This is a genomic window from Arthrobacter alkaliphilus, assembly GCF_021483235.1.
In the GTDB taxonomy this organism is placed as follows: Bacteria; Actinomycetota; Actinomycetes; order Actinomycetales; family Micrococcaceae; genus Arthrobacter; species Arthrobacter alkaliphilus.
The window spans coordinates 209456-234085 of the sequence record NZ_JAKEEC010000002.1 but is presented as its reverse complement, the minus strand read 5'-3'; the positions used below and the strand labels follow the sequence as shown (position 1 = coordinate 234085).

Below are 24630 nucleotides of genomic sequence, written 5' to 3'. Positions count from 1 at the left end.
GGCAATTCCATTTGATACTATGGTGCACCTTTTGCAGCGTCCACAGCGGTAAATATGCCGCCAGCGAAACGGGGAGAGATCCTGCCTTCTCCAACGTTGAGGGGCTAGTCGGCGCCATTCGGAGGCGCAAGATCCATCCGATGACAGCGTTCAGCAAGCTCCCAGCGAACGTCGACTCCTGATCCAGCAAGAGCGGCGATAGTTAAGGGGACGAGGAAGAAAGGAAGTCCCATGACGGAGAACCCAGCACAGGGCGCCGAGCCTGAGAACAATGGCCCCGAGAACCATGGTCCTGAGAGCACCGGCAAGGCGGAAGCGGACAAGCAAGCCAATTCCCAGCCTACGGCCCCGCTGCCGGCATACCAGCCGGGTCAGGATTTCACTGCGAAGCACGATCACACGGCGAAGCACAGTTACACAGCCCAGCCGGATCACACAGGGCAGCCAAAGCCGGACTACACAGCGCAGCCGGACTACACAGCGCAGCCCGATCACACTGCGCAGCCGGACCACACGGCGCAGTGGGCGCAGGGCCCGGCCCAGCACCAACCTCCGCGGAACGACCAGGGACAGCATTACCCCTACGGGCAGCAACAGCCGTTCTACGGCGGACCGAACCCTTCGCAGCACTATTCCACGCAGCAGTTCCCGGGCCACCAGGGCCACTCGGCCCACCCCGTCGGTCAGCCGGCCGGGCCGAAGCGCAAGCCGGCTTTCGGCGTCGGAACCCTCGTGGCCTGCATCCTGGCAGCCGGTCTCGTGGGCGGAGGCGTGGTGGCCGCCAGCGACCAACTGGTGAACAGCCGCACCCCGGTGGTTGCCGGCGGCAGCCAGGCCGGAACCGTGATTGTCAACAACACGGACAACGTCAATGCCATCACCGCAGCAGCAGCGAAGGCCACACCGAGCGTCGTGACCATCATGGCCTCAAGCGGCAGCCAGGGCGGCACCGGTTCGGGCATCATCCTCGACGACCAGGGCCACATCCTGACCAACACCCACGTGGTGACCCTTGACGGTGCCAGTGCCAACGCCACGATTGAAGTGCGGCTGAGCGACGGACGCGTCCTGAAGGCATCGGTAGTGGGTACGGACCCGCTGTCGGACCTGGCCGTCATCAAGGTGGACAACGCTTCCGGCCTTGTCCCGGCTACCTTGGGGGATTCCAGCAAGATCAACGTCGGGGACAACGCGATCGCCATCGGCGCTCCGCTCGGCCTGCCGGGCACGGTCACCGACGGCATCGTGTCCACGCTTAACCGCACCATCAGCGTGGCATCCTCGGCCGTTCCGAACGGCGGCTCCGACAACTCGCAAAACGGTGGCCAAGGATTCCAATTCGCGCCTCCAGGCGGCGGCCAGAGCCAGAGCAGCCCTGGCCAGGGCAATGTTTCGCTCAACGTGATCCAGACGGACGCGCCGATCAACCCGGGCAACTCCGGTGGTGCGCTTGTCAACACCAAGGGCGAGATCATCGGCGTCAACGTCGCGATCGCCTCGGCGGGAAGCGGCAGTTCCTCGTCGTCCAGCGGCAACATCGGCGTGGGCTTCAGCATCCCCATCAACAATGCAAAGCGTATTGCGCAGGAACTCATCCAGCACGGCAAGGCCACCCACGGCCAGTTCGGCGTGAGCGTGCAGCCCAAGTCGGCCACTGGAAGCAACTCCGGGTTCTCCGTGGGCGCGCAGGTTGCCTCGGTAACCAAGGGCTCCGCCGCTGAAAAGGCCGGACTCAAGGTGGGCGACGTCGTGACGAAGTTCGCAGGCAAGGACATCACCGATCCCGAGCAGCTCACCGCGGCTGTCCGTGAGCAGCCGGCAGGTGCAAGCGTCAAGGTGACCATCCAGCGCGGCGGCCAATCGCAGGAGCTCGACGTGACCTTGGACGCTGCTCCTTAGCAGCTGTCCTACAGAAGCGGGTTCCAACACGCGAACCGACCAGCAAGCCACGACGGCGGGCGGCACCACCGGTGCTGCCCGCCGTTTCGTGTTCCCGTGCTGCCGCAGGCGCGGGCGGCAGCGAAACAGGAGTTAACGCGGCGCTGTTGTCCGACTTGTCCCGCAATATGCTTAGCTAGGACGAGCCCGTACGCCGGGCACTCTTGGCCACGCGCCTAGTTGCTGGCCATCCCCGAGTATGGAAGGCTGCCTCGAACACAGTGGGAGATACATTGAAGATTGTTGTTCTGGTCAAGCACGTCCCGGACGCGCAGTTCGACCGACACCTTACCGGCCCAGGCAACACCACGGACCGCGACGAGAGCATCCTGTCCGAGCTGGATGAGTATGCGCTCGAAGCTGCGCTGCAGCTCAGCGAAGCCCGCGGCGGCGCCAAGGCCGGCAACGAAGTCATCGCCTTGACCATGGGTCCCGCCGGCGCGGTGAACGCCGTCAAGAAGTCGTTGCAGATCGGCGCCTCCTCCGGAGCACACTTGAGCGACGACGCGCTGGCCGGCTCGGATGCTGCTGCCACCTCGCTGGCGCTTGCTGCGGCGATCCGGTATCTCGGTGCCGACTCGCCCGTGGACCTGGTCCTGACGGGGATGGCCTCGACCGACGGCGAAACATCCTTGGTGCCGGCCCAGCTCGCTGAGCGGCTCGGACTCCCGCAGGTCACGTTCGCTTCCTTCCTCGAGGTCGACGGCGAACGGATCGTCGCGCGCCGTGACGGTGACGCCCACGCGGACACCGTGGAGGCAACGTTGCCCGCGCTGGTATCCGTGACGGACCAGATCAACGAGCCGCGATACCCGAACTTCAAGGGCATCCTGGCGGCCAAGAAGAAGAAGATCACGGCACTCACCCTGGCCGACATCGGCGTCGATGCCGCGCAGGTGGGCGCCGCGGGTTCGCTGACGGCCGTCGAGACCGCCGAAGCGCGGCCGCCGCGCACTGCCGGCACCATCATCACCGACGAAGGCGACGCCGGCATCAAGCTGGTTGACTTCCTGGCCGCCCAGAAGCTGCTCTAAGAGGATTCCGACACATGGCAAAAGCACTTGTATTCATTGACAACCCGGGCGCGGCGCTCAAGAAGAGCAGCCTGGAACTCCTGACGATCGCGCGTTCCCTCGGTGAAGCCGCGGTTGCCGTCAACGGCGAGCTGCGTGACGACGTCGTGGGGGCTTTGGGTGCGAACGGAGCGTCCGCTGTTTACCGCCCGTCCGCAACCGACCTGGACGACTACCTGGTTGCGCCCAAAGCCGCATATCTGGCCGCTGCCGTTGAAGCCTCCGGAGCGGGAACGGTCCTGCTCGAAAACACTGCCGACGGCAAGGACATCGCAGCCCGTCTTGGCGTGAAGCTCACCGCCGGCGTCATCACCGATGTGGTGGGGGTCGACGCGGACGGCACAGCCCACAAATCGGTCCTCGCAGGCTCGTACACCACTACGGCCAAGGCGCGCACCGCGGTGGCCGTGCTCACCGTCAAGCCGAACAGCGTCGACGTCGAGGCCCCGGCCGCGGCGGCCACGCCTGAGGTTGTCACGATCGACGTCCCGGCCGACGCGACGGCGAACGCGGCACGGGTCACCGGCCGTGCTCAAAAGCCTGTCAGCGGCCGCCCCGAGCTCACCGAAGCGCGGATTGTCGTTGCCGGCGGACGCGGTGTCGACGGGAATTTCGAACCCTTGGAAGAACTGGCCGATGCACTGGGCGGCGCACTCGGGGCTTCCCGTGCCGCCACCGATGCAGGCTGGATCGGGCATGACTACCAGGTCGGCCAGACAGGCAAGACCGTGTCCCCGCAGCTCTACATCTCGGCGGGCATCTCCGGAGCGATCCAGCAGAAGGCCGGGATGCAGACCTCCAAGGTCATCGTCGCGATCAACAAGGATGCTGAATCACCCATCTTTGAGATCGCGGACTTCGGCATCATCGGTGACCTCTTCAAGGTTGTTCCCCAGGCCACCGAAGAGATCAAAAAACGGAGGGGCTGACACCTTGTCTTCTGACGCTACGTCAGCAAAGAGCCCGTTCAACGCCTCCACGGACCGCGTTGAGCGGGTGCTTTGTTTTACCGCCCACCCGGACGACATAGACTTTGGTGCGGCAGGCACCATCGCTGCCTGGACAGCTGCCGGCGTCGAGGTCAGCTACTGCGTCATGACCGACGGAGACGCCGGAGGTTTCGACCCAGCGCACCGTCCGGAGATCATCTCGATGCGCGCAGAGGAGCAGCGACAGGCCGCTGCAACGGTCGGCGTCACGGATGTGCATTACCTCCATGAGCGCGACGGTTTCCTGGAACCGACGCACGGGGTCATCAAGCAGGTGGTGAAACTCATCCGTGAAATCCGCCCGGACATCGTTCTTGCCATGCACCCGGAACGCAATTGGGACCGGATCCAGAAGAGCCACCCAGACCACCTCGCGGTGGGGGAGATCGTGACCCGGGCGGTCTACCCCGCGCTTGAGAACCCCTTTGCCTACCCCGAACTGGCCGAAGCGGGCCTCGACGCCTTCAAACTGCCGTGGCTGTGGCTCTTCGCCGGTCCGGAAAGCCGTGAGAACTATTTCGTCGACGTCACCGACCACGTGGACGCGAAGCTGGCTGCCATCCGGATCCACGCGAGCCAGCACCCCGACCTGGAAGGCATGGAACGGACCGTGCGTGGCATGCTTCGGCACAATGCCTCGCGCGCCGGGCTGCCCGGCGGGCGCAGCGCCGAGGCGTTCCATGTGGTGGAAGTCAACGGGTCCCAAACCATCGCCGGTTTCTGAAATTGCTGATGTGTAATCTCTGTCATATGCTTACTCTCGTTTAAATCATATTTAATTGAGAGAGGCAGACTTTGATGGCGAAGACTGCACAACCGGTACTGGTGATCATGGGTGTCTCCGGTTCCGGTAAATCTACTGTCGCCGGCGTCCTGGCCGGCCGCCTGGGTTGGGACCTGGCCGAAGGCGACGACCTGCACCCGGAAGCGAACGTTGCGAAGATGCAGGCGGGTCACGCACTCAGCGATGAGGACCGTTGGCCTTGGCTGGACACCATTGCGGATTGGATCAAGGAGCGCACCGCAGCAGGAAAGCCGGGCATCATCACGTGCTCGGCCTTGAAGAAGAACTACAGGGATGTCTTGCGCGGCGAAGGCGTCGTGTTCGTCTTCCTGCAGGGGAGCAAGGACAGGATTTCCGACCGGCTGGCTTCGCGTCATGGGCACTTCATGCCCGCATCGCTGCTGGAATCCCAGTTTGAAGCCCTGGAGGCGCCCACCGAGGACGAGACCCACATCTCGCTGTGCGTCTCTGCTTCCCCCGCCGAAGAGGCAGACGAAATCATCGAACGGCTTGGCCTCAAGGCGCAGCCGACACACAAAATTGGAGACGCAGCGTGAACTGGACTGGGCATGACACCCAACTCCTCGTGGTCGCAGCGATCGGCATTGCGCTGATCGTCCTGTTGATCGCAAAATTCAAGGTCCACCCCTTCCTGTCCCTGGTACTCGGCTCGGCCTTCGTCGGCCTGGCATCGGGCGTGGGGCTGGACAAAGTGGTCAGCAACTTCGAGGACGGCGTTGGCGGTGTCCTCAAGGAGGTCGGCCTCCTGATTGCCCTCGGGGCCATGCTGGGCAAGCTCCTCGCGGACTCCGGCGGTGCCAACCGGGTAGTGGACACCCTGCTGGAGAAAGCCAGCGGCAACAAGGTGGTCTGGATGATCACCCTGGTTGCGGTCATCATCGGCCTCCCGATGTTCTTCGAAATCGGCCTCGTCCTGTTGCTTCCCGTGATCGTCCTGGTCACCCAGCGCTCCAAGATGAAGCTCATGCGCATCGCAATCCCCGCGCTCGCCGGTTTGTCTGTCCTGCACGGCCTGGTCCCGCCCCACCCGGGCCCGCTCATCGCCATCAGCGCGGTGAAGGCCGAACTCGGCACCACGCTGATGCTCGGCCTCCTGGTTGCCGTCCCCACGGTGATCATTTGCGGTCCGCTGTTTTCCCGTTTGGCAGCGCGCTGGGTCCCGGTTGACGCTCCTGCAGTGGCCGGTGGCATCGACACCCAGCACGCCGTAGACCTCAGCGAAGTAAAGCGCCAGCCCAGCTTCATCATCACCTTGCTGACGATCATCTTCCCGGTCGTGCTCATGCTCCTGAAGGCCGTGGCGGACATCGTCTGGTCCGACCCCAAGACCGCCCCAATGATCCGTACCGTGCTGGACTTCATCGGCCAGCCCCTTGTCGCCATGACCTTGGCCGTGCTCGCGGCAATGGTGACGTTCGGCTACACCGTCGGGTTCACCGGCAGCAAGATCACCTCCAAGCTCAGCGCCAGCCTGGGCCCCATCGCCGCGATCCTGCTGATCGTGGGCGCCGGCGGCGGTTTCAAGCAGACGCTCATCGGTGCCGGTGTCGGCGATGCGGTGAAGAAATGGGCCGAAGGGGCGAACATGTCCGTCCTGGTCCTGGGCTTCATCGTGGCAGTTGCCCTGCGCCTCGCGACCGGTTCTGCGACGGTTGCCACCGTTACGGCCGCAGGCATCGTGGCTCCGCTGGCCAGTACCTTGAGCCCGACGCATGCAGCACTGCTCGCCTTGGCCATCGGTGCCGGCTCGCTCTTCCTGTCCCACGTCAACGACGCCGGGTTCTGGCTCGTGAAGGAACTGTTCGGCCTGACGGTCGGGCAGACGTTCAAGACGTGGTCGGTAATGGAAACGCTCATCTCGGTGGTCGGCTTCGCCTTCATCATGGTGCTCTCGCTGATCATTTAGCGGCGCTGCCTGGTAGCCAGTACGACGGCGGCCCGTCCCCTCTGTTTCAAGCGGGGACGGGCCGCCGTCGCGCTTTGGGCGGGAAGCCCTAGCTGAGCTTCTCTGCTGCGTAGACCTTGATGCCTTCAAGCAGGTAGGGTGCCAGGCCCACCCGGACCTTGTCGTAATTGGCGGTGAACCGGGGGTCGTCCACGTACATCCGGCCCAGGCCCACGTAGGATTCAGCGTTCGGCGTCCAACTGGCACAAATCCACGCGTAGTGCCGGCCGACGGCCGCCTGGACGTCCGGGTGGTCGGCCGGAAGCGCGGCGTCGAAGCATCGGGCGAGATCCTCGTTCAGTGCCGCATACTCCTCCATGAAGGCTTGCTTTTGGGCCGGTGTCATCGCTGAGTGGCGGGCCTTGCTCTCCTCGACTGCCCGATCGCCCCATCGATTCCGGGCCTCGGCCTCGTACGGGTTGTTGTCGAAGTCCTTGAAGATGTTCTCCGCTGTCATGGTTTCTCCTTGGCGCAGTGCTGCGATAGTGGCGTCGACCGTCCGGGACATCCGGTCCAGGCGGTCGCGTTCGGCCAGCAGCCAGATCCTGTGCACGGCAAGCGCCTCCGCAGGATCGGCCTGGCCATCCAGAACTCTGCCGATGGTCCCGAGCCCAAGGCCAAGTTCACGAAGCAGAAGGATGCGCTGCAGGCGCAGCAGCTCGGCCTGGCCGTAGTACCGGTAGCCGTTGGGTCCCGTACGGGCAGGTTCCAACAGTCCAAGCCGGTCATAGTGGCGCAAGGTCCGGGACGAAACCTTACTGGCCTTCGCCAGCTCGGAAATAGTCCAGGTATCGGCCTTATCCTGCTTCATGTACCCAGAATAGAAGTTGACGTTACGTCAAGCTCAAGTACCTCATGGAGAGCACGCGGCGGCAGGCCGGGACGCTTTAGGTCAGGGGCGCTGCTGCGACCGTCGGGAGCGTCGGCTTCTTGGAACCGCCCACGGGTTCCACCGTGATCCCGATAGACGCTGCACCCGAAATCCCATCGACAACCGCAGGGTGGCTCAGGGCCTGGGCGTCCATGGTTCCCGGGGATACCGGGTCGGAGCCGTCCTTTGGAATAAGCCACATCTGGTAGACCCGGCCGGGCGGGGGAGCGGGAACCCCGTTCATGCGGACCACCATGGCGTTCTTCGAGCTGGAGATGGACACGGTGGCGGTACCGCCGCCGTTGACGTTGACGGTCGCTTGGCGGACATCGCCGGCCTGCAGCACTTGGTTCACTGGATCATTTTGGCCGGCCACGTAGACGCCGACGCCCACACCGCCAAGCGCAATCACCGCGGCAGCCGCAGCGGCCGCAACCCAGCCACGGACACCGCCGAAGCGCCGCCGTTCCCGCCGGTTCCGGGCCTCGCCGAGGTCCACGACGTCGGCAGGCAGCGCGGAAGGCGAGGACGGCGCGGACGCCGTGCTTGTCTGTGTAGTGCCTGTTAACTCCGGGCGCGGTTGTTCCGGGAGCTGCCGCAGGATGTCCTCCAGGAGCCCGGGCCGCGGTTCGGCCTCGTCGGCGAAAGAGGCGGCGAGGGTTTCGCGTGACTGTCGGACCCGCTCAAGGAACGCCGGGCGCTCAGGCGCGGTGGCAATGAAGTTGTCGATTTCAGCCCGCTCGGCGTCGCTCAACGCGTCAAGGGCATAGATCTCGGCAAGCTCCAAGACGCGGCCTTCGGCGAGGTCGGTAGCTATATCTGTGGCGAACATCCTGCGGAGGCCTTCCTTTCCGAAGTTCCGGTTGTTGTCGTCGTGTTCGGTCATGTCAGCTCACCCCCAGGCAAGTCTTGAGTCGGAGAAGTCCATCACGGATGCGGGACTTGATCGTCGGAATCGCTGCCCCGAGTTGTTCGGCGACCTCCCGGTAGGTCAGCCCGCCGTAGTAGGCGAGCCGTACGGACTCCAATTGTGTTTCCGTCAGGGTGCCAAGGCACCGGGTGACCGCCTCGGCTTCAAGCCGGGTGCCGGCTTCCTCTTCGACTGAATCGTGGTCAAGAAGTTGGCTCGCGGCACCATATTTCGCTTCGCGGTCCGTGGCGGATTGGGCGGCGCGGACGCGGTCGATGGCGCGCCGATGGGTGATGGTCATGAGCCACGCAAGCGGGCTGCCCGCTTGGGGATCGAATTTGGCGGCGTTCTGCCAGACCTGGATGAAGACTTCCTGGGTGGTATCTTCGCTCAGGCCCGGATCCACGAGGACCCGCTTGGCCATGCCGAAGACCCGCCGCGAAGTGAGGCGGTAGAACTCGCTGAAAGCGGCCCGGTCGCCGTCGGCCATCAACCCCAGCAACTCCGCCAGCTGCGCATTCGAGCCGGCAATCAGGTCGGGGGCCTCAGGGCCTCGCACATTCGGTGTATCCATCGTTGTCCAGCATATGTTGCTCGTGACCTTGGCAGTACCAGGGGCACTGCGAATCTTGAGAGTAGTCACCTGCGTCCCTTCTGCGGCCAAGGCCAGCCGGCCCTGCTTTCGCAGGCCAGCTGCCTGCCCAGGCTGTTGGCCTGCATAGGGTATTCGGAGCAGTGGGAGCGTTGGATGGGTGCCCCCTCGAAGGTGGCCTGGGGATGCCGCGGGCGGCCAGTCAGCTCTTCTAGAGCTTCGCGCCCGCAAACCCGTGTTGCCGCCAAGCTTCATACACGGCGATAGAGGCGGCATTGGCGAGGTTCAACGAGCGCAGGGACGGCAGCATGGGGAGCCGGACCCGGGCCGTGACGTGCGGGTCCTGCTTCAGCCAGACGGGAAGCCCCACTGACTCCGGTCCGAACATCAGGACATCGCCCTCCTCGTAGGCGATGTCCGTATAGGAGGATTCGCCGTCGGACGTGAAGGCGAAGACGCGTTCGGGCTGCAGGGCCGCCCATGCGGCCTCGATGTCCTTGTGCACCGTGACCACCGCCAAGTCGTGGTAGTCGAGTCCCGCGCGGCGCAGCTTCGCATCGGAGAAGTCGAAGCCCAAGGGCTCCACGAGGTGGAGCTCCGCACCGGTGATGGCGGCGAGTCGGATGGTGTTTCCCGTGTTGCCCGGGATTTCAGGGGTATGGAAGAGGATGCGGAACACGTATCAATCCTAGCCAGCGAAAATACCGGGTCGTTGCTGCGGGTTCAGTGCATGCCGCGTAGCAACCGCGCCAGGACGGGGACCACCACGGCGTTGGGTACGGGTCCCGAACCCAGGAACTGCTTGAGTCCGCGGGCCAGCCCGGAAGCATTGACGACTTGCACCGAACCGAAGTCTCCGGCCGTGCGCCGGTAGTTGTCGATGACCGGCTCGTGCGGGTTGCCGTCCGGGCTGTGGACTACTACCCAGCCGGTCACATTGAGTTCCGGGAAGATTTCCTGCATGTGGCGGACGATCAGCTCGAGCCGCGGCGGGGGCACGGAACGTCCGCCGTGCTTGAGAACCGCACCGTCCCAGGCATAGGCGCCCTTGGGCAGCAGCATGGAACCGATGAGAGCGAGGCGGTAGCCGGCGAGCAGGGCGTGATCGATGTGGCTGTCGTCTGAGGGGGAGCGGAGCCCGTTGATGAGGCGCGCCGAGGGGATGGCAGGCAGGATTTGGCGGCTGATGAGCTGGACTGTCCGCATTTCCCGCTGAATACGGGCTTCCGCCCCGAAGATTCCACGCTTCCGGGGAGTCCCGTGGATCTGCATGGCGGCCTCGCTCTTGGAGAGCAACGGCACTTCGCCGGGGTCGTCGAAGGGCGGCGCATAGACGGGAGGGTCGCCGGCGGTGTTGCGCGGTGAGTTCTGCCGGTGGACGCCGGGGCGCGTTTCCGGTCCTGGTGCGCCGGTTCCGCGGTAGTCCGGCTTCTGGGCCGGGAAGGGCTCAGCCCTGCCGGCGGCGCCGCTCGCGTAGCGGCGGTCGTACTCCGCACGTCGCTTGGGGTCGATCAGTATCTCGTACGCGAGCGTGACCTGCCGAAAGACTTCAGGGTCCCCGCCGTGGTCAGGGTGGGCGCTCCTCGCGGCCTTCCGGTAGGCCACTTTGATCTCCTTGTCCGTCGCAGTGACGGGAACCCGGAGGATCTGATAGTGGGAACTGCTGCCCTGAGCCAACCACGGGCCTTTCTCTGGGATTCTGAAGTTTGCCGCCTTCCAAAGGTGAAGCGGCGATCGTGGCAAGTCTAGCCAGCCCACCATGGTAACGACCGCGGCCCGCACTTCAGTTCCCCTGATCCCGGCCCTGCCGGTGGCATGATTCATGCTGTGAACCCTCCGGCCGGCCCCGATCCCATGCCCGAACACGTAGCGGCCTTGATGGGCTGAACGTGCCTCCCCGCCGAAGGATCGTGCTGGCCGTCAATCCAACCGCAGCTTTTGGACGGCATGCCCCTGCGGGGGACGAGGCCGCCAGCTGCCTCCGCGCGGCGGGCTTCGACGTCGTCGTACTCCGGCGCAGCAGCATGGACTACCTGCGGGAAGCCGTAGACGAAGCGCTCCGCGCCGGCGCGGAAGCCTTGGTGGTGGTGGGCGGCGACGGGATGGTCCATCTGGGCGTCAACTCACTGAGCGGGACGGGGGTGCCGCTCGGGATTGTTCCCGTGGGTACGGGAAATGACACTGCCCGGATGCTGGGACTTCCCTTGCAGGACGTCGAGGGCTCGTGTGCCCGCGTGGTTTCGGCGCTCGCCGACGGCGGCCGCGTCCTCGATGCAGGCCGCGTCACCACCGGCGGGCGCACCATTTGGTTTGCCGGGGCCGTTTCCGCAGGGTTCGACGCCGCGGTCAATGAACGTGCAAATTCCTGGAGGTGGCCGCGCGGCAGGGTCCGCTACACGCTGGCGATGATCAGGGAGCTCGGATCGTTCCGGGCCATCAACTACACCGTGACTGCGGACGGCGCGGCATCGACGGAAGGCGCCATGTTGATCTCCGTAGCGAATGCGCCGTCGATCGGCGGCGGCATGCGCATCGTCCCCGATGCCTCGCCCGAGGACGGGCTGCTGGATCTGTTCATCGTCAAGCCGATGTCCCGGCTGGCCCTCCTTGCGGTCTTCCCGAAGGTCTTCTCCGGCCGGCACACTTCGCACCCGGCGGTCGGAATCCGCCGGGTCCGTTCAGTCCGCCTCGACGCCGGGAACGTGGTGGCGTACGCCGATGGCGAGCGGATCGGCAAGCTCCCCCTGGATATCGACGTCGTTCCGCACGCCCTCCGGGTCCTGGCGTAAGCGGGCCCGGATCCGCCGGTCTCGATAGACTTGGTTAGTGCCTGTTTATCTGGATCATGCCGCCACCACGCCGCTTGCCGCCGTCGCCCTCACCGCCATGACACGCGAGCTGGCGCGGACCGGCAACCCGTCATCGTTGCACGCTTCCGGACGGCGTGCCCGGCGATCCGTGGAAGAGGCCAGGGAAGCCATCGCGGCCGCAGCCGGGGCGCATCCGTCCGAGCTCATCTTCACCTCCGGCGGTACTGAAGCAGACAACCTCGCCGTCAAGGGGCTGTACTGGGCGCGCCACGACGAAGACGGGCGCCGCAAGCGGATACTTTGCTCCGCGGTCGAGCACCATGCGGTGCAGGACACCGTCGAATGGCTGGAGCGGCACGAAGGGGCCGATGCTGTCTGGCTCCCCGTCGATTCCGAGGGGGTCGTGAGGCTGGACGCTGTCCGGGCGGAAATCGAACGTGACCCCGGATCGGTGGCACTCGTCACCGTCATGTGGGCGAATAACGAGGTGGGCAGCATCCAGCCCATCAAGGAGATCGTTGACATCGCCGCCGCCCACGGCATTCCCGTCCACTCGGACGCAGTCCAGGCGTTCGGCTCGATACCCCTCAGCTTCCGCGAATCCGGACTCGCCGCGATGTCGGTATCCGGCCACAAAATAGGCGGGCCCGTGGGTGTGGGTGCCCTGTTCCTCGGGCGATCCGCCAAGGTCACCCCCGTCCAGCATGGGGGAGGGCAGGAGCGGGACGTCCGCTCGGGAACGTTGGATACGGCGTCGATCGCCGCATTCGCCGCGGCGGCGGAGTCGGCGGCCCAAAACCTCGCGGCAGAGCGTGAGCGGATCAGCGCCTTGCGGGACCGGATCATCGACGGAGTGCGGGCCGCCATCCCCGAAGCGGTGCTGCGGGGCGCACCCGGAGACGCCCGGCTACCCGGCAACGCGCACTTCACGTTCCCGGGCTGTGAAGGCGATTCCCTGCTGTTCCTCCTGGACCTTGCGGGCATCGAATCATCCACGGGATCCGCCTGCACGGCAGGCGTCCCCAGGCCCTCTCACGTCTTGCTTGCCATGGGCTTGGACGAAGAGACAGCCCGCGGAGCGCAGAGGTTCAGCCTGGGGCACGCTTCGACCGATGCCGACGTCGACGCCCTGCTCAAGGCTTTGCCTGACGCGTACGCCCGGGCAAAGCTCGCGGGAATGGCCGGCCACGAGTCCAGTATCCAGACGGCAGGCACCGTGGCCCGCGGCCATGGTGGCGGCACTCCGGGCGGGCTGGCCGGTGGTCAGCTCCCCGGCAACAACTGATCCAGCGGCACGGCAGGATCAGCCAAGCGTTCCACGTCCACGGGGATGCGCCCCGAAATGAGTGCTTTGACGGGTTTTTGCACTTTTTGCTGGTTGACGCTCATGCCTGCCACGACGGCGCCATCCCGTAGCCAGAAGGCGAGGAAGTTGTTGTCCTCCAACGAGCAGCGGATGACGGGTACGGAACCTGCCGCAAGCGTGGGGTACCCCCAGTACTCCATCGAGACGTCGAACTGGTCCGTGTAGAAATACGGGACTATGTCCAGCGCGGCTTCCTGTCCAAGCATCGCCTTGGCTGCGACTTTTCCGCCGTTGAGGGCATTGGACCAGTGCTCGCTGCGGTGGTGGTCGCCGGTGAAGGGATGCAGGGCATTGGCGACGTCTCCGGCTGCGAACACATCCGGGCTGCTGGTCCGGAGCGAAGCATCCACCACCACTCCGTTGCGGATCTCCAACCCGGCGGCTTCGGCCAGGGCCGTATCCGGAACAACGCCGACGGCCACCACCACGAGATCGGCAGGCAGGACTTCGCCGGAGTTGGTGGCAACGGCGCTCGCCTTGCCCCCGGCGCCGGTGATCCCGGCTGCGCTCGCGGGGAGCCGGAACTGCACGCCGTGACTTTCGTGAAGGCTTCGGAAGTAGCCACCCAGTTCGGGTCCTATGGCCATGCTGAGCGGGACCTCTTCCAGTCCCAGCAAGGTCACGGAGTTTCCGTAGCTGCTCGCGGCCGCGGCAAGTTCCATGCCGATCCACCCTGAACCGATCATCACTACCTTCCGGCCTCCGCCGGACAGTTCTTCCTTGAGCCTTCTGGAATCATTGAATGTCCGGAACGTTGTGACGCCGGCAAGATCGGACCCCGGGAGCGGAATCCGGCGCGGTTGCGCCCCTGTGGCGATCAGGAGCTTGCTGAAGTGAAGCTCGGTCCCTGATCCCAGCCGTGCGGTGTGGGCGGCAGGATCAGCAGCCGCAACCGTCTCGCCAAGAACGAGTTCGACGTCGTTCTCTGCGTACCAGCCGGCCGCCAGCACCGGGACCGCATCCTCGCCGGCTTTGCCAAGGAGGAACTCCTTGGAGAGGGGCGGGCGCAAATAGGGCTGTTCGTTCTCGGCGCAGACCACGGTGATGCGGCCCTCGAATCCTTCCGAGCGCAATGTCTTGGCAGCCGTGGCGGCGGCCAGCCCGCCGCCGGCAATGAGGATGTGTCCAGTGGCCATGGTGACTCGATTCGCGTGGTGTTGGCGGTGGTGGTCAAGGCATTTTTGGGTCGGATTCCGGCGGGGGCTAGAATAGTTGGGCGCGCAGACCCTCTTCAGCCGCAATTCTTCCCCCAAACGTCAACAGAAAGCCAGCATGCGAGTTCTTGCAGCCATGAGCGGCGGAGTCGACTCCGCCGTTGCCGCCGCCCGCGCCGTCGAGGCAGGGCACGACGTCGTAGGCGTCCACTTGGCGCTGTCCCGCATGCCCGGCACGCTCCGCACCGGCAGTCGCGGGTGCTGCACCATCGAAGACTCCCGTGATGCCTGGCGGGCCTGCGACGTGCTGGGTATTCCCTATTACGTCTGGGACTTCTCTGAGCGCTTCAAGGAAGACGTTGTCCAGGACTTCATCGATGAATACGCAGCCGGCCGCACTCCCAATCCCTGCATGCGCTGCAACGAGCGGATCAAGTTCGCCGCCTTGCTGGAGAAGGCCATCGCGCTCGGATTCGACGCAGTCTGCACCGGCCACTATGCCAAGGTCATCCAGGACGCGGACGGCAATCCTGAGCTCCACCGCGCGGCGGATTGGGCCAAGGACCAAAGCTACGTACTCGGCGTCCTGACGCACGAACAGCTCAAGCACTCGATGTTCCCGCTGGCCGACACTCCCTCAAAGGCGGAGGTCCGCGCAGAGGCCGAACGCCGCGGCCTGTCCGTGGCGAACAAGCCGGACAGCCATGACATCTGCTTCATCCCGGACGGCGACACCGCCGGTTGGCTCGCCGAGAAGATCGAGATGACCTCCGGCGACATCGTCGATGAATCCGGAAGCAAGGTGGGGGAGCATCCCGGTGCCAACGCGTTTACAGTAGGCCAGCGCCGCGGCCTCAAGCTGGGCACCCCCGCCGCTGACGGCAAGCCGCGCTTTGTGCTGGAAATCCGGCCCAAGGAGAACAAGGTGGTGGTCGGACCCGAAGCGCTCTTGGCCATCGATGAGATCCGCGGAATCAAGGTGTCCTGGGCGGGCCTGCCCATTGCCGAGGTGGCTACCGGTGCCGAGTTCGACTGCTTCGCACAGGTGCGCGCCCATGGCGATCCGGTTCCCGCCAAGGCCTTTGTCGAGCGGCATGTCGACGACGCCGGTGTCGAGCGCGAGGGCCTCGTCGTGACCCTCGTCGAATCCCTTCGTGGCGTGGCCCCCGGCCAGACCATCGTGCTGTACCAAGGCACCCGCGTCCTGGGCCAGGCAACCATCGACGCCGCCCGGTCCCTGCAGCGCGCGCAACTCTAACCCGGCCGCGCGCCTCTAATTCGGCCATGCGCCGCAGCGGATAAGCCCGCGCCCGCAAGGTTGCGAGCGCGGGCTTATCCGCTCTGTCAACGCCTCATTCGCCGTCCCGCAATCCTTGTAGCCGACTCCGCGCCAAAAGAAAAGTAAATTTTGTGTCTCAACTCACAAAATCAAACGTTTCACCAAAAAAGCTTCTGGTTGAATCGTGGAGTTAGGAGCGCGTGCTCCCAAGAAATTACCGACGGCGGTTCGCCGCATCCATCGAACAGAAAGTTCACTGATGGCATTGAACAAAAAAGCCTTGCGAAGCGCTATCGCGTTCGCGGGCATCTCCGTATTCGCTTTGACGGCCTGCACGGGGCCGGCGGGCGGCGGCGGTTCATCATCCTCAGCTGCCAGCGGTCCGATCGCGTATGGCACCACCGACAAGGTGACCGCACTCGATCCCGCGGGCTCGTACGACAATGGTTCCTTCATGGTGATGAACCAGGTCTATTCCTTCCTCCTCAACTCGAAGCCAGGAAGCGCCGATCCCGTTCCGGACCTGGCAGCGTCGGCGTCGTTCACGTCGCCCACGGAGTACACCGTCAAGCTGAAGCCCGGGCTCAAGTGGGCCAACGGCCACACGCTGGACTCCGCCGACGTCAAGTTCTCGTTCGACCGGCAGAAAAAGATCAACGACCCCGCTGGTCCCGCAAGCCTGCTCGAAAACCTGGACAGCGTTACCACCCCCGACGCCAACACGGCCGTTTTCAAGCTGAAGCTCGCCAACGACCAGACGTTCCCGCAGATCCTCAGCAGCCCGGCCGCGCCGATTGTGGACCACCAGGTCTTCCCGGCCGACAAGCTTCTTTCGGATGACGACATCATCAAGGCCAAGGCGTTCTATGGCCAGTACACGATCGACAGCTACAAGAAAAACGAGCTGATCAGCCTCAAGGCCTACGCTGACTACCAGGGTGTGCTGGGCAAGCCGGCCAACGACGCCGCCACGATCAAGTACTACGCCGAGCCGACCAACATGAAGCTCGACATCCAGCAGGGCAACATCGACGTTGCGAACCGAAGCCTCAGCGCCACCGACGTCGACGACCTCAAGAAGGACTCGAAGGTCAAGGTCAACGTTGGTCCCGGCGGCGAGATCCGCTACATCACGTTCAACTTCAACACCATGCCGTTTGGCGCCAAGGCAGCCAACGCAGACCCGGCGAAGGCACTTGCCGTGCGCCAGGCGATCGCCAACCTCGTTGACCGCCAGTCAATCGCGGACCAGGTCTACAAGGGCACCTACCTGCCGCTGTACTCCAACGTCCCCAGCGGCTTCCTTGGCGCCAATGAGTCGTTCAAGGATGCCTACGGCGACAACGGAAAGCCGAGCTTGGACAAGGCCAAGAAGGTCCTTTCCGATGCCGGTGTCAAGGATGTCGTGACGCTGAACCTCCAGTACAACCCGGACCACTACGGAAAGTCCTCGGGCGACGAGTACGCCATGATCAAGGACCAGCTCGAGAAGTCGGGCCTCTTCAAGGTGAACCTGCAGTCCACCGAATGGGTGACCTACAGCAAGGCCAGCCGCGCCGACGAGTACCCGCTGTTCCAGTTCGGTTGGTTCCCTGACTTCAGCGATCCGGACAACTACCTGACCCCGTTCTTCCCGAACGGCGGCTTCTTGAAGAACCACTTCAACGACCCGGCCGTGACGGACCTGATCAACAAGCAGCTGACCTCCACGGACAAGTCGGCCCGCGAATCCGCCATCAAGGACGCCCAGAACGCTCTGGCAAAGGATATTTCCACTTTGCCGCTGCTGCAGGGTGCCCAGGTTGCCATCTCGGCGAAGGGCGTGAACGGCGTCGACAAGACGCTTGACGCTTCCTTCAAGTTCCGCTTGGGAACCATTTCAAAGTAAGCAGCCGGTAGGGGGAGGCGGGTGCCAACAGGTACTTTGCCTCCCCTTATTGCTGATTGCCTCACATTTTGAGCAAAGACCCCGCGCGATCCGCGGGCAATGAACATTAGGTAGCAATGACAACACTTATAGAGGTGCCCGACGTCGAACCGGACGCGGTCGCTCCCAAGAGTAAATCAGCGGGCGGGGGTCTCGGCAGGTACATCGTGGTCAGGTTCTTCCTGATCATTCCGACGATCTTCATCCTCGTCACCCTGGTTTTCTTCCTCATGCGGGTCATCGGAGACCCCATCACCGCAGCGCAGGGCGGCCGGCTTCCCCCGGATGTCCTGGCACAACGAATCCACGAGGCCGGCTATGACCGGCCGATCATCATCCAGTACCTCGAATATCTAGGCCAGTTGCTCACCGGCAACTTCGGAACCACCATCACCGACCGGCGGCCCGTCATCGAAATGCTGTCGACTTTCGGTGCAGCCACCCTTGAGCTGTCGATCAACGCGCTGATCGTGGCGCTCGCGGTCGGCATCCCGCTCGGGATGATCGCCGCGCAACGGCGCGACAAGGCAACAGACGCCTTCCTGCGCTGCTTTGCCATCCTCTGCTACGCCACCCCGGTCTTCTTCTCCGGACTCCTGCTGAAGCTGACGTTCTCCGTTTGGCTTGGCTGGCTCCCGGTAGCCGGCCGCGTGTCCACGCGCACTGAGCTGACCATGGGCCAACTGGCCGCCCCCAGCGGCATCTATTGGCTCGATGCCTTGCGCAGCGGCGATTTCACCGCTCTCGGCGATATCGTGTCCCACGCCGTGCTTCCCGCCATCGCCTTGGGCCTCCTGACCGCGGGTGTCTTCCTTCGCCTCGTCCGGACCAACGTCATCGGCACACTGGGCAAGGACTACGTCGAGGCCGGCCGCTCACGTGGCGTCAGCGAGTTCCGCCTCGTGACCAAGCACGCCTACAAGCCTGCCCTCATCCCCATCATCACCGTCATGGGCCTGCAGATCGCCTTGATGCTCGGCGGAGCCGTTCTGACCGAGACCACCTTCGAATGGAAAGGCCTGGGCTACCAGCTGGTCCAGTACCTGAACGCCAGGGACTTCGTGGCAGTCCAGGGGATCGTGGTGCTGCTGGCCGTCATCGTCGCAGTCACCAACTTCATCGTGGACGTCGTCGCCGCGCTGATCGACCCGCGAGTGAGGTACTGACATGAGCACTGCAACTATTCCAGGACGGAAGAAGTCCGTGCTATCCGGACTTCCTGTCATTTCACACGTCAATAAGAGCGTCGGCCTCCAGCGGGGCATGCTCATTACCGGGCTCGTACTGACCGGTCTCTTCCTCCTCTCGACCGTGCTCGCGCCGCTGATCGCACCGTACGGCTATTCCCAACTGAGTGACGCAAGCGGTGCGTTCCCCACCCAGCAGGCGCCCAGCGGCAAGCACTTGCTCGGCACCACAGTCGGCGGCTATGACGTGCTCTCCCGCGTCCTGTGGGGTTCACAGACCGCCGTCACCGTGATCGTCGTCGCTGTGGCGATGTCCATCTTCCTCGGTGTCGCGTTGGGCCTGCTCAGCGGTTACTTCGGCGGCTGGCTGGACCGGGTGCTGGTGGTCATCGCTGATGCCATTTATGCCTTCCCGTCCCTGCTCCTGGCGATCGTGATGTCGATCGTCATCAGCCGCGGGCAGTCGAGCTTCTGGGGCGGCATCCTCGCCTGCGCCTTCTCGATCACCGTGGTGTTCGTTCCGCAGTATTTCCGCGTGATCCGGGCGGAGACCATCAGGCTCAAGGCCGAACCGTTCGTGGAATCGGCCATGGTCTTGGGCGCGTCCAGCCTCCGCATCATCACACGGCATATCTTCAAGAACGCCACCAGGACGCTTCCCTTGATGTTCACCCTGAACGCCTCCGAGGCGATCCTGACCTTGGCCGGCCTCGGCTTCCTCGGTTTCGGCATCGAACCGTCGTCGGCCGCTGAGTGGGGCTTCGACCTCAACAAGGCCATGGCGGACGCGTCCTCCGGAATCTGGTGGACCGGCGTCTTCCCGGGTATCGCGATCGTCCTCACGGTGCTGGGGCTGACCTTGGTCGGCGAAAGCATCAACGATCTTAACGATCCCCGCCTCCGTGGCCGCAAGCGTGCCGGAGGGAAGGCCCGCAACAAGGCCACGGCAGGAACCGACGGTATGAACACAGGGGCCACCACGGCTCCAGAACCGGAAACAGGCAGCCCGGAAGCAGGTAAGGCATGACCACCAACATCGGCAACATTTCGGACCAGCCGCTGCCCACCGGGCAGCCGGTCCTGGACATCGAACGGCTCAAAGTCACCTTTGCCACCGACAGCGGCGACGTCTACGCGGTCAAGGACGTCAGCCTTGAGGTGAAAGCCGGCGAAGTTGTGGCGATCGTAGGGGAGTCGGGTTCCGGCAAGACCGTCACGGCCAAGACCATCCTGGGGCTCCTCCCTGAAACGGCCATCAGCTCGGGAGCCGTGCTGATCAACGGCAACAACGTCATCAAGGTCAGCCCGTCCAAACTGCGCAAGATCCGCGGCCGCGACGTAGCCATGGTCTTCCAGGAACCGTCAACGGCCTTGAACCCGGTGTTCACGGTCGGCTGGCAGATCGCCGAAGGCATCCGGGCGCACGCCGCGGACGGACACCGGATCTCGGCCAAGGAGGCCAAGAAGCGGGCCACCGAAGCCCTCCGGAAAGTGGGCATCCCCGATCCCGAAACCCGCGTCAACTACTATCCCCACCAGCTTTCCGGAGGCCAGAAGCAACGCGTCGTCATCGCCGCCGCGCTCGCCTTGAACCCCGGTCTGATCGTGGCGGACGAACCGACGACGGCCTTGGACGTCACCGTCCAGGCCGAGATCCTTCAGTTGCTCCGGGACCTGCGGGACAAGTACGGCACCTCGATTGTTCTCATTACGCACAACATGGGCGTTGTGGCCGACCTGGCGGACCGCGTCGTGGTCATGTACCAAGGCGACGTCGTCGAAGAGGCCACTTCGAGGGTGCTTTTCGCCGAGCCGAAGCAGGACTACACCAAGAAGCTGTTGGCCGCAGTGCCGCACCTTGGCCGCAACTCGGCGTCCGAGGGCGCCACAGAGCGGTTGCACCAGACCGGGAAGATCCTCGTTGAGGCCAAAAACCTCACCATCGAGTATCCGGGCCGCCTGGGCAAGCCCGGGTTCAAGGCCGTGGACAATGTCAGCTTCACGGTCTCCGAGAACGAGGTATTCGGCCTGGTTGGCGAGTCCGGTTCGGGCAAGTCCACCATCGGCCGTGCCATTGCGGGGCTCAACAGGGCAACCGGCGGCAGCCTCAAGGTCCTTGGCTACGAAATGCTGGGCTTCAAGGAGCACACGTTCAAGCCGTTGCGCAAGGACATCGGCTTTGTCTTCCAGGACCCGGCCGCCTCGTTCAACCCGCATCTGACGATCGGTGAGTGCGTAGCGGAACCACTGCTCATCCACACCCACCCGAGCCCTGCCCAAGCACGCCTGCGTGTGGCGCAGTTGCTCGAATCAGTGCAGTTGCCGGCGTCGTACGCTGAACGCTACCCGCACGAGCTCTCTGGCGGGCAGCGCCAGCGCGCTTCGCTGGCGCGTTCCCTCGCGCTCAACCCGCGCCTCCTGATCGCCGATGAGCCCACCTCGGCCCTCGACGTTTCCGTGCAGGCAAAGGTGCTGGAACTGTTCAAGGACATCCAGGAAGAGTTCGGTTTTGCCGCGCTGTTCATCAGCCATGACCTCGCCGTCGTGGACATCCTCTCCCACTGGGTGGGCGTCCTGTACAAGGGCCAACTCGTCGAGCAAGGGATTGGCAGCCAGATCATGGGCAACCCCCAGCACGGGTACACCCGCAGGCTCATTGCCTCGCTGCCGGTGCCGGATCCTGACGAACAGGCCCGACGGCGGGAAGAGCACCGCGCGCTGCTGGGCATTTAGCCTGCCGTCGAAGCGGCTATCCGCAAGAACGGACATGCCCGCCCTTCTCCATGAAGGGCGGGCATGTCCGTTCTGCGGCGGCTATTCGGACACGATGCTGATGTTGAAGAGCTTGTCCTTGGGCTGGCGCATGAAGATCCTCAGCCACAGCGGCATCCACATTTCAAGACCGCGGGCGGCGTCGAGGCCGCCCAGGTCGTGGATATGTTTCGGGAAGCCAGCCGAACTCCCGCAGGAGCCTGACGACGGTGGCTTTCGCGCCGTCGTCGTCCCCAGCTACAAAGACGTCATGCGCTCCCTCGGCCAACCTGAGTGGATCGACCATCAGGGGAGCAGTCAGGGTGTTGAGGGTCTTGACGACGCGCGCCTCGGGGAAGGCACGCTGGATGGTTTCGGCGATGCTGTCGGTATTGCAGACGGAGAGCGACGGCGGGAAGCCGGCGGAAAAGTCCAGTGGATTGGACACATCCACCAGGACCTTGCCGGCCAGGTTCGCATCCCCGGCTTCGCTCAGTGCCGCGAGGGAGACCATTCCGGGGGTTGCGTTGACCACGATCTCGGCCATGGCGGCGGCCTGCGCGAACGAACCGGAGCTTGCTCCCGGGCCGGCCTGCGCCGCCCACGCCGTTCCCTTGGGATTGCCGGCCTCCCGGGAACCCATCATGACCTCGTGGCCGACGGCGATCAACTTGTCGGCCAGGGCATGCCCTACCATTCCGGTGCCAAGAACTGCAATCTTCATGCGTACTCTCCTTAACGTCGGCGCGGACATGCCCATTCTGCCCCTCAAGGCACGGCCGGCACACCCTAGACTGGAGGAATGACCGAGCAGAACCACGCCCTCCCCGACGCCGATTCCTTCGATCCCTCCGCCAGCTCCCTCGCCGGCCGTGTGGACCAGGCTGTCATGGACGAACTGCTTTCCATCCGCTCCAGCATCGACAACATCGACGCCACCCTCGTCTTCCTCCTCGCGGAACGGTTCAAGGCCACCCAGAAAGTGGGCGTCCTCAAGGCGACCCACAAGCTTCCCGCCGGGGACCCGGGCCGCGAGGCCGCCCAGATTGCGCGGCTCCGGCGGCTCGCCGAAGAAGCGCACCTCGATCCTGCCTTCGCCGAGAAGTTCCTGAATTTCATCATCAGCGAGGTCATCCGGCACCACGAGGCAATCGCCGAAGGCCACCAGGCTTCCGTCGCGCAGGCCTGAACACGTGCCTGCGGAAACAGTGCAGAACCAGGTCAGCGCCACGGCATTGGGTCCTTGGCCCGGGACGGATCCAGCTGAAGCGGCCCGGATCATCCGCGGCGAGCTGGGCAGCCCCCATCTTCCGTTCCTGGCAGAGCTTCCGGACCGTGGCGTCGGCTCGGACGCCCTCGGCCGGACGGCATCGCTCCTCGTCGAGCTGGCCATCGACGCGCAGCCGCACGGCTGGCGCCTGGTTGACCGGCCGGGTAAGGACCTGCGGCGTGCGAAATCCGCCCTTGCCACGGACATCAACATCCTGGCCGACGTTGCCGGCGCCGAAGAATCGTCCGCCGAGGAACTCAAGATCCAGTTGCGCGGCCCGTTAAGCCTTGCCGCGAACCTGTATTTGCACAACGGGGAGCGGGCCCTGCTCGACTACGGTGCCCGCAGGGATATTGCGGAGTCCCTGGCCGCGGGCGTCGCGGAGCACATATCAAAGGTCCGCGCCGCCGTTCCGGGTGCCGGCATAGTGGTCCAGCTCGACGAGCCGGACATCGCTTCGGTGTTGGCCGGCACCATTCCCACCGCGAGCGGTTACCGAACCTTACGCGCCATCCCGGTCGAAGAGGCCACGGCCGCCTGGCGGTCGGTCGTCGAAGCGCTGCGAGCCGCGGGAGTAGCGGAGACCGTTGTTTCGGTTCCGGAGATCGAAGCCCCGATCCAGCAGATCCTCGCCGCCGGGGCCGACGGGATCGCGGTTCCGCTCAAAGCACTCACCACTCGCCAATGGGAGCAGATTGCCGCCGCGGTGGAAGCGGGCAAGCGCCTGTGGGCGGGCGCGTTGCCGGTCGAGGATCCACGGTCGGCACTGCCGCGAACCGCCGAGCTCGTGGAGACCGTGTGGCGGCCTTGGCGCCAACTCGGCCTGGCGGCGTCGAGCTTGGGAGCCGTGCGGGTCACCCCGTCGGACGGTCTGGCCGGATTCCCGCCGTCGGGGGCCAAAGAGGTTCTCAAGCGCTTGACCCAGCTTGCGGACGGGCTCAACCAGCTCGCGCTCGGCTAGGCTGGCGTCCGGCGTCTCCTAGACGCGCCGTTCCCAACGGTCCGGCTCGGCATAGCGGGGGAGCCCGACGGCGGCCGTGGCCGAACGCGCGGCAACTCCAGAGTCACGCGCGGGCAGCAAGGGCGCCAGGCGGTAGTCGAACGAGCCTGCGTAGACCAGCACAAGTCCGACTTGTCGCTGAAGCACCTTCACCTGGATCCGGTGTTTGCCCTCTGCCGCATCCCACCACTGCTCTGCGTAGGCTTTCGCGTCGAGTGAAGCCGGCAAGCCGAGCCGCAGTGGACCCAGGAACAGCCGCGACGCGCCCGAGATCCCGCGAAGCCTTCCCTCCGATGTCACTTCCAGATCCAACTCCGTGGCCAGCCTCCGGTACCGTCCCAGATAGTCGACCAAGCGGGCGCCCCCGTCGTGGTTGGTCTCCGCGACGGTGGTGTCATGGAACAACCGGGTGCGTCCGGGAAAGAAGATTTCGCGCCTTGCCGTCAGGCTGGACCGTCCAAACGGATCAAAATGCGCATGGTTTTCGATGCGGAAGGGGATGCGTTCGCCGTACTCGGGGAAGAAAGCTTCTTCCCCGGCAACGGTGGCAAGGAGCGGGCGGAGCCACTTCTGCCGGCAGCCGACCACCTCGAACACGCCCTCGCCTATTCCGTAGGATCCGGAGCCCGGGGCAAGGGAGAAATAGTCCTGGAGTTCGGGCTGCAACCGCCGGAATGCGGGCCCCAGCCCCAGCTCGTAAATGGGTGTGCTCATGTGCTTTCCTCGGATTTCGGTTTGTTGGTATGTGGGCGGGGCGATTCCC

The 24630-nt window shown here is 64.7% G+C and carries 23 protein-coding genes; 15 read left to right on the top strand and 8 right to left on the bottom strand.

Annotated features, from left to right (window positions below; all coding sequences use genetic code 11):
• Positions 1-231: 231 nt before the first annotated feature.
• The 6 genes from L0B83_RS03385 to L0B83_RS03360 all read left to right on the top strand — a co-directional run bounded on the left by L0B83_RS03385 (position 232) and on the right by L0B83_RS03360 (position 6711).
• Positions 232-1899 carry a S1C family serine protease gene (locus L0B83_RS03385; protein ID WP_234756950.1) on the top strand — a complete coding sequence of 556 codons (1668 nt, stop codon included), beginning with the start codon at positions 232-234 and terminating at the stop codon, positions 1897-1899.
• A gap of 272 nt (positions 1900-2171) precedes the next feature.
• Positions 2172-2972, top strand: coding sequence for an electron transfer flavoprotein subunit beta/FixA family protein (locus L0B83_RS03380; protein ID WP_234756948.1), 801 nt, complete (start codon positions 2172-2174; stop codon positions 2970-2972).
• Between the two features lie 14 nt (positions 2973-2986).
• The gene (locus L0B83_RS03375) at positions 2987-3940 is read left to right on the top strand and encodes an electron transfer flavoprotein subunit alpha/FixB family protein (protein ID WP_234756946.1); all 954 of its coding nucleotides are present in this window, start codon (positions 2987-2989) and stop codon (positions 3938-3940) included.
• Between the two features lie 4 nt (positions 3941-3944).
• On the top strand, positions 3945-4724 hold the full coding sequence (locus tag L0B83_RS03370) for a PIG-L deacetylase family protein (protein WP_234756944.1): 780 nt from the start codon (positions 3945-3947) through the stop codon (positions 4722-4724).
• Positions 4725-4798: 74 nt separating this feature from the next.
• Entirely contained in the window at positions 4799-5341 is a 543-nt protein-coding gene (locus L0B83_RS03365; protein WP_234756942.1) for a gluconokinase, read from the top strand.
• Complete coding sequence (locus L0B83_RS03360; RefSeq protein ID WP_234756940.1) at positions 5338-6711, top strand: GntT/GntP/DsdX family permease; 1374 nt, start codon at positions 5338-5340, stop codon at positions 6709-6711. The genes L0B83_RS03365 and L0B83_RS03360 overlap by 4 nt, the downstream gene beginning before the upstream one ends.
• Positions 6712-6799: 88 nt before the next feature.
• Here the strand turns inward: L0B83_RS03360 and L0B83_RS03355 are convergent, their stop codons facing one another.
• From L0B83_RS03355 to L0B83_RS03335, 5 genes are all read right to left on the bottom strand, one after another.
• Positions 6800-7561: a MerR family transcriptional regulator gene (locus tag L0B83_RS03355; RefSeq protein WP_234756937.1), complete on the bottom strand. Its 762-nt coding sequence runs from the start codon at positions 7559-7561 to the stop codon at positions 6800-6802.
• Between the two features lie 76 nt (positions 7562-7637).
• Entirely contained in the window at positions 7638-8507 is an 870-nt protein-coding gene (locus L0B83_RS03350; protein WP_372461127.1) for an anti-sigma factor, read from the bottom strand.
• A 1-nt stretch (position 8508) separates the two neighbouring features.
• Positions 8509-9105 (bottom strand): ECF RNA polymerase sigma factor SigK, encoded by a 597-nt coding sequence (gene sigK, locus L0B83_RS03345; RefSeq protein ID WP_234756935.1) that lies wholly within the window; start codon positions 9103-9105, stop codon positions 8509-8511.
• 229 nt (positions 9106-9334) lie between these two features.
• Positions 9335-9802, bottom strand: a complete 468-nt coding sequence (locus L0B83_RS03340) for a tRNA (cytidine(34)-2'-O)-methyltransferase (protein ID WP_234756933.1) — start codon at positions 9800-9802, stop codon at positions 9335-9337.
• A gap of 44 nt (positions 9803-9846) precedes the next feature.
• On the bottom strand, positions 9847-10800 hold the full coding sequence (locus L0B83_RS03335; RefSeq protein ID WP_234756931.1) for a J domain-containing protein: 954 nt from the start codon (positions 10798-10800) through the stop codon (positions 9847-9849).
• Positions 10801-11033: 233 nt separating this feature from the next.
• Between L0B83_RS03335 and L0B83_RS03330 the strand changes: the two genes are divergently transcribed.
• Together L0B83_RS03330 and L0B83_RS03325 are read left to right on the top strand one after the other, a co-directional pair.
• A complete protein-coding gene (locus L0B83_RS03330; protein WP_308193947.1) occupies positions 11034-11912 on the top strand; it encodes a diacylglycerol/lipid kinase family protein in 879 nt (292 codons plus the stop codon).
• Between the two features lie 37 nt (positions 11913-11949).
• A complete protein-coding gene (locus L0B83_RS03325) occupies positions 11950-13218 on the top strand; it encodes a cysteine desulfurase family protein (RefSeq protein WP_234756929.1) in 1269 nt (422 codons plus the stop codon).
• Here L0B83_RS03325 and L0B83_RS03320 read toward each other — a convergent pair.
• The gene (locus tag L0B83_RS03320; RefSeq protein WP_234756927.1) at positions 13197-14435 is read right to left on the bottom strand and encodes an NAD(P)/FAD-dependent oxidoreductase; all 1239 of its coding nucleotides are present in this window, start codon (positions 14433-14435) and stop codon (positions 13197-13199) included. The genes L0B83_RS03325 and L0B83_RS03320 overlap by 22 nt on opposite strands.
• A gap of 136 nt (positions 14436-14571) precedes the next feature.
• On the opposite strand from L0B83_RS03320, the gene mnmA reads away from it, so the two are divergent.
• The 5 genes from mnmA (at position 14572) to L0B83_RS03295 (ending at position 21579) form a co-directional block, all read left to right on the top strand.
• Positions 14572-15711 (top strand): tRNA 2-thiouridine(34) synthase MnmA, encoded by a 1140-nt coding sequence (mnmA, locus tag L0B83_RS03315; RefSeq protein ID WP_268820560.1) that lies wholly within the window; start codon positions 14572-14574, stop codon positions 15709-15711.
• 280 nt (positions 15712-15991) lie between these two features.
• Entirely contained in the window at positions 15992-17620 is a 1629-nt protein-coding gene (locus tag L0B83_RS03310; protein ID WP_234756925.1) for an ABC transporter substrate-binding protein, read from the top strand.
• A gap of 116 nt (positions 17621-17736) precedes the next feature.
• A complete protein-coding gene (locus L0B83_RS03305) occupies positions 17737-18825 on the top strand; it encodes an ABC transporter permease (protein WP_234756923.1) in 1089 nt (362 codons plus the stop codon).
• A gap of 1 nt (position 18826) precedes the next feature.
• Entirely contained in the window at positions 18827-19873 is a 1047-nt protein-coding gene (locus L0B83_RS03300; RefSeq protein WP_234756921.1) for an ABC transporter permease, read from the top strand.
• Complete coding sequence (locus L0B83_RS03295) at positions 19870-21579, top strand: ABC transporter ATP-binding protein (protein WP_234756919.1); 1710 nt, start codon at positions 19870-19872, stop codon at positions 21577-21579. Before L0B83_RS03300 ends, L0B83_RS03295 begins: the two co-directional genes overlap by 4 nt.
• A 163-nt stretch (positions 21580-21742) precedes the next feature.
• Here the strand turns inward: L0B83_RS03295 and L0B83_RS03290 are convergent, their stop codons facing one another.
• Positions 21743-22321, bottom strand: coding sequence for an NADPH-dependent F420 reductase (locus L0B83_RS03290; RefSeq protein WP_308193946.1), 579 nt, complete (start codon positions 22319-22321; stop codon positions 21743-21745).
• 78 nt (positions 22322-22399) lie between these two features.
• Here L0B83_RS03290 and L0B83_RS03285 point away from each other — a divergent pair, with 78 nt between their 5' ends.
• Both L0B83_RS03285 and L0B83_RS03280 read left to right on the top strand, forming a co-directional pair.
• On the top strand, positions 22400-22786 hold the full coding sequence (locus L0B83_RS03285) for a chorismate mutase (protein WP_234756916.1): 387 nt from the start codon (positions 22400-22402) through the stop codon (positions 22784-22786).
• Positions 22787-22790: 4 nt separating this feature from the next.
• Positions 22791-23828: a uroporphyrinogen decarboxylase/cobalamine-independent methonine synthase family protein gene (locus L0B83_RS03280; RefSeq protein ID WP_234756914.1), complete on the top strand. Its 1038-nt coding sequence runs from the start codon at positions 22791-22793 to the stop codon at positions 23826-23828.
• A gap of 18 nt (positions 23829-23846) precedes the next feature.
• Here L0B83_RS03280 and L0B83_RS03275 read toward each other — a convergent pair whose 3' ends face one another.
• Positions 23847-24581, bottom strand: coding sequence for a DUF4166 domain-containing protein (locus L0B83_RS03275; protein ID WP_234756913.1), 735 nt, complete (start codon positions 24579-24581; stop codon positions 23847-23849).
• Positions 24582-24630: the final 49 nt, after the last annotated feature.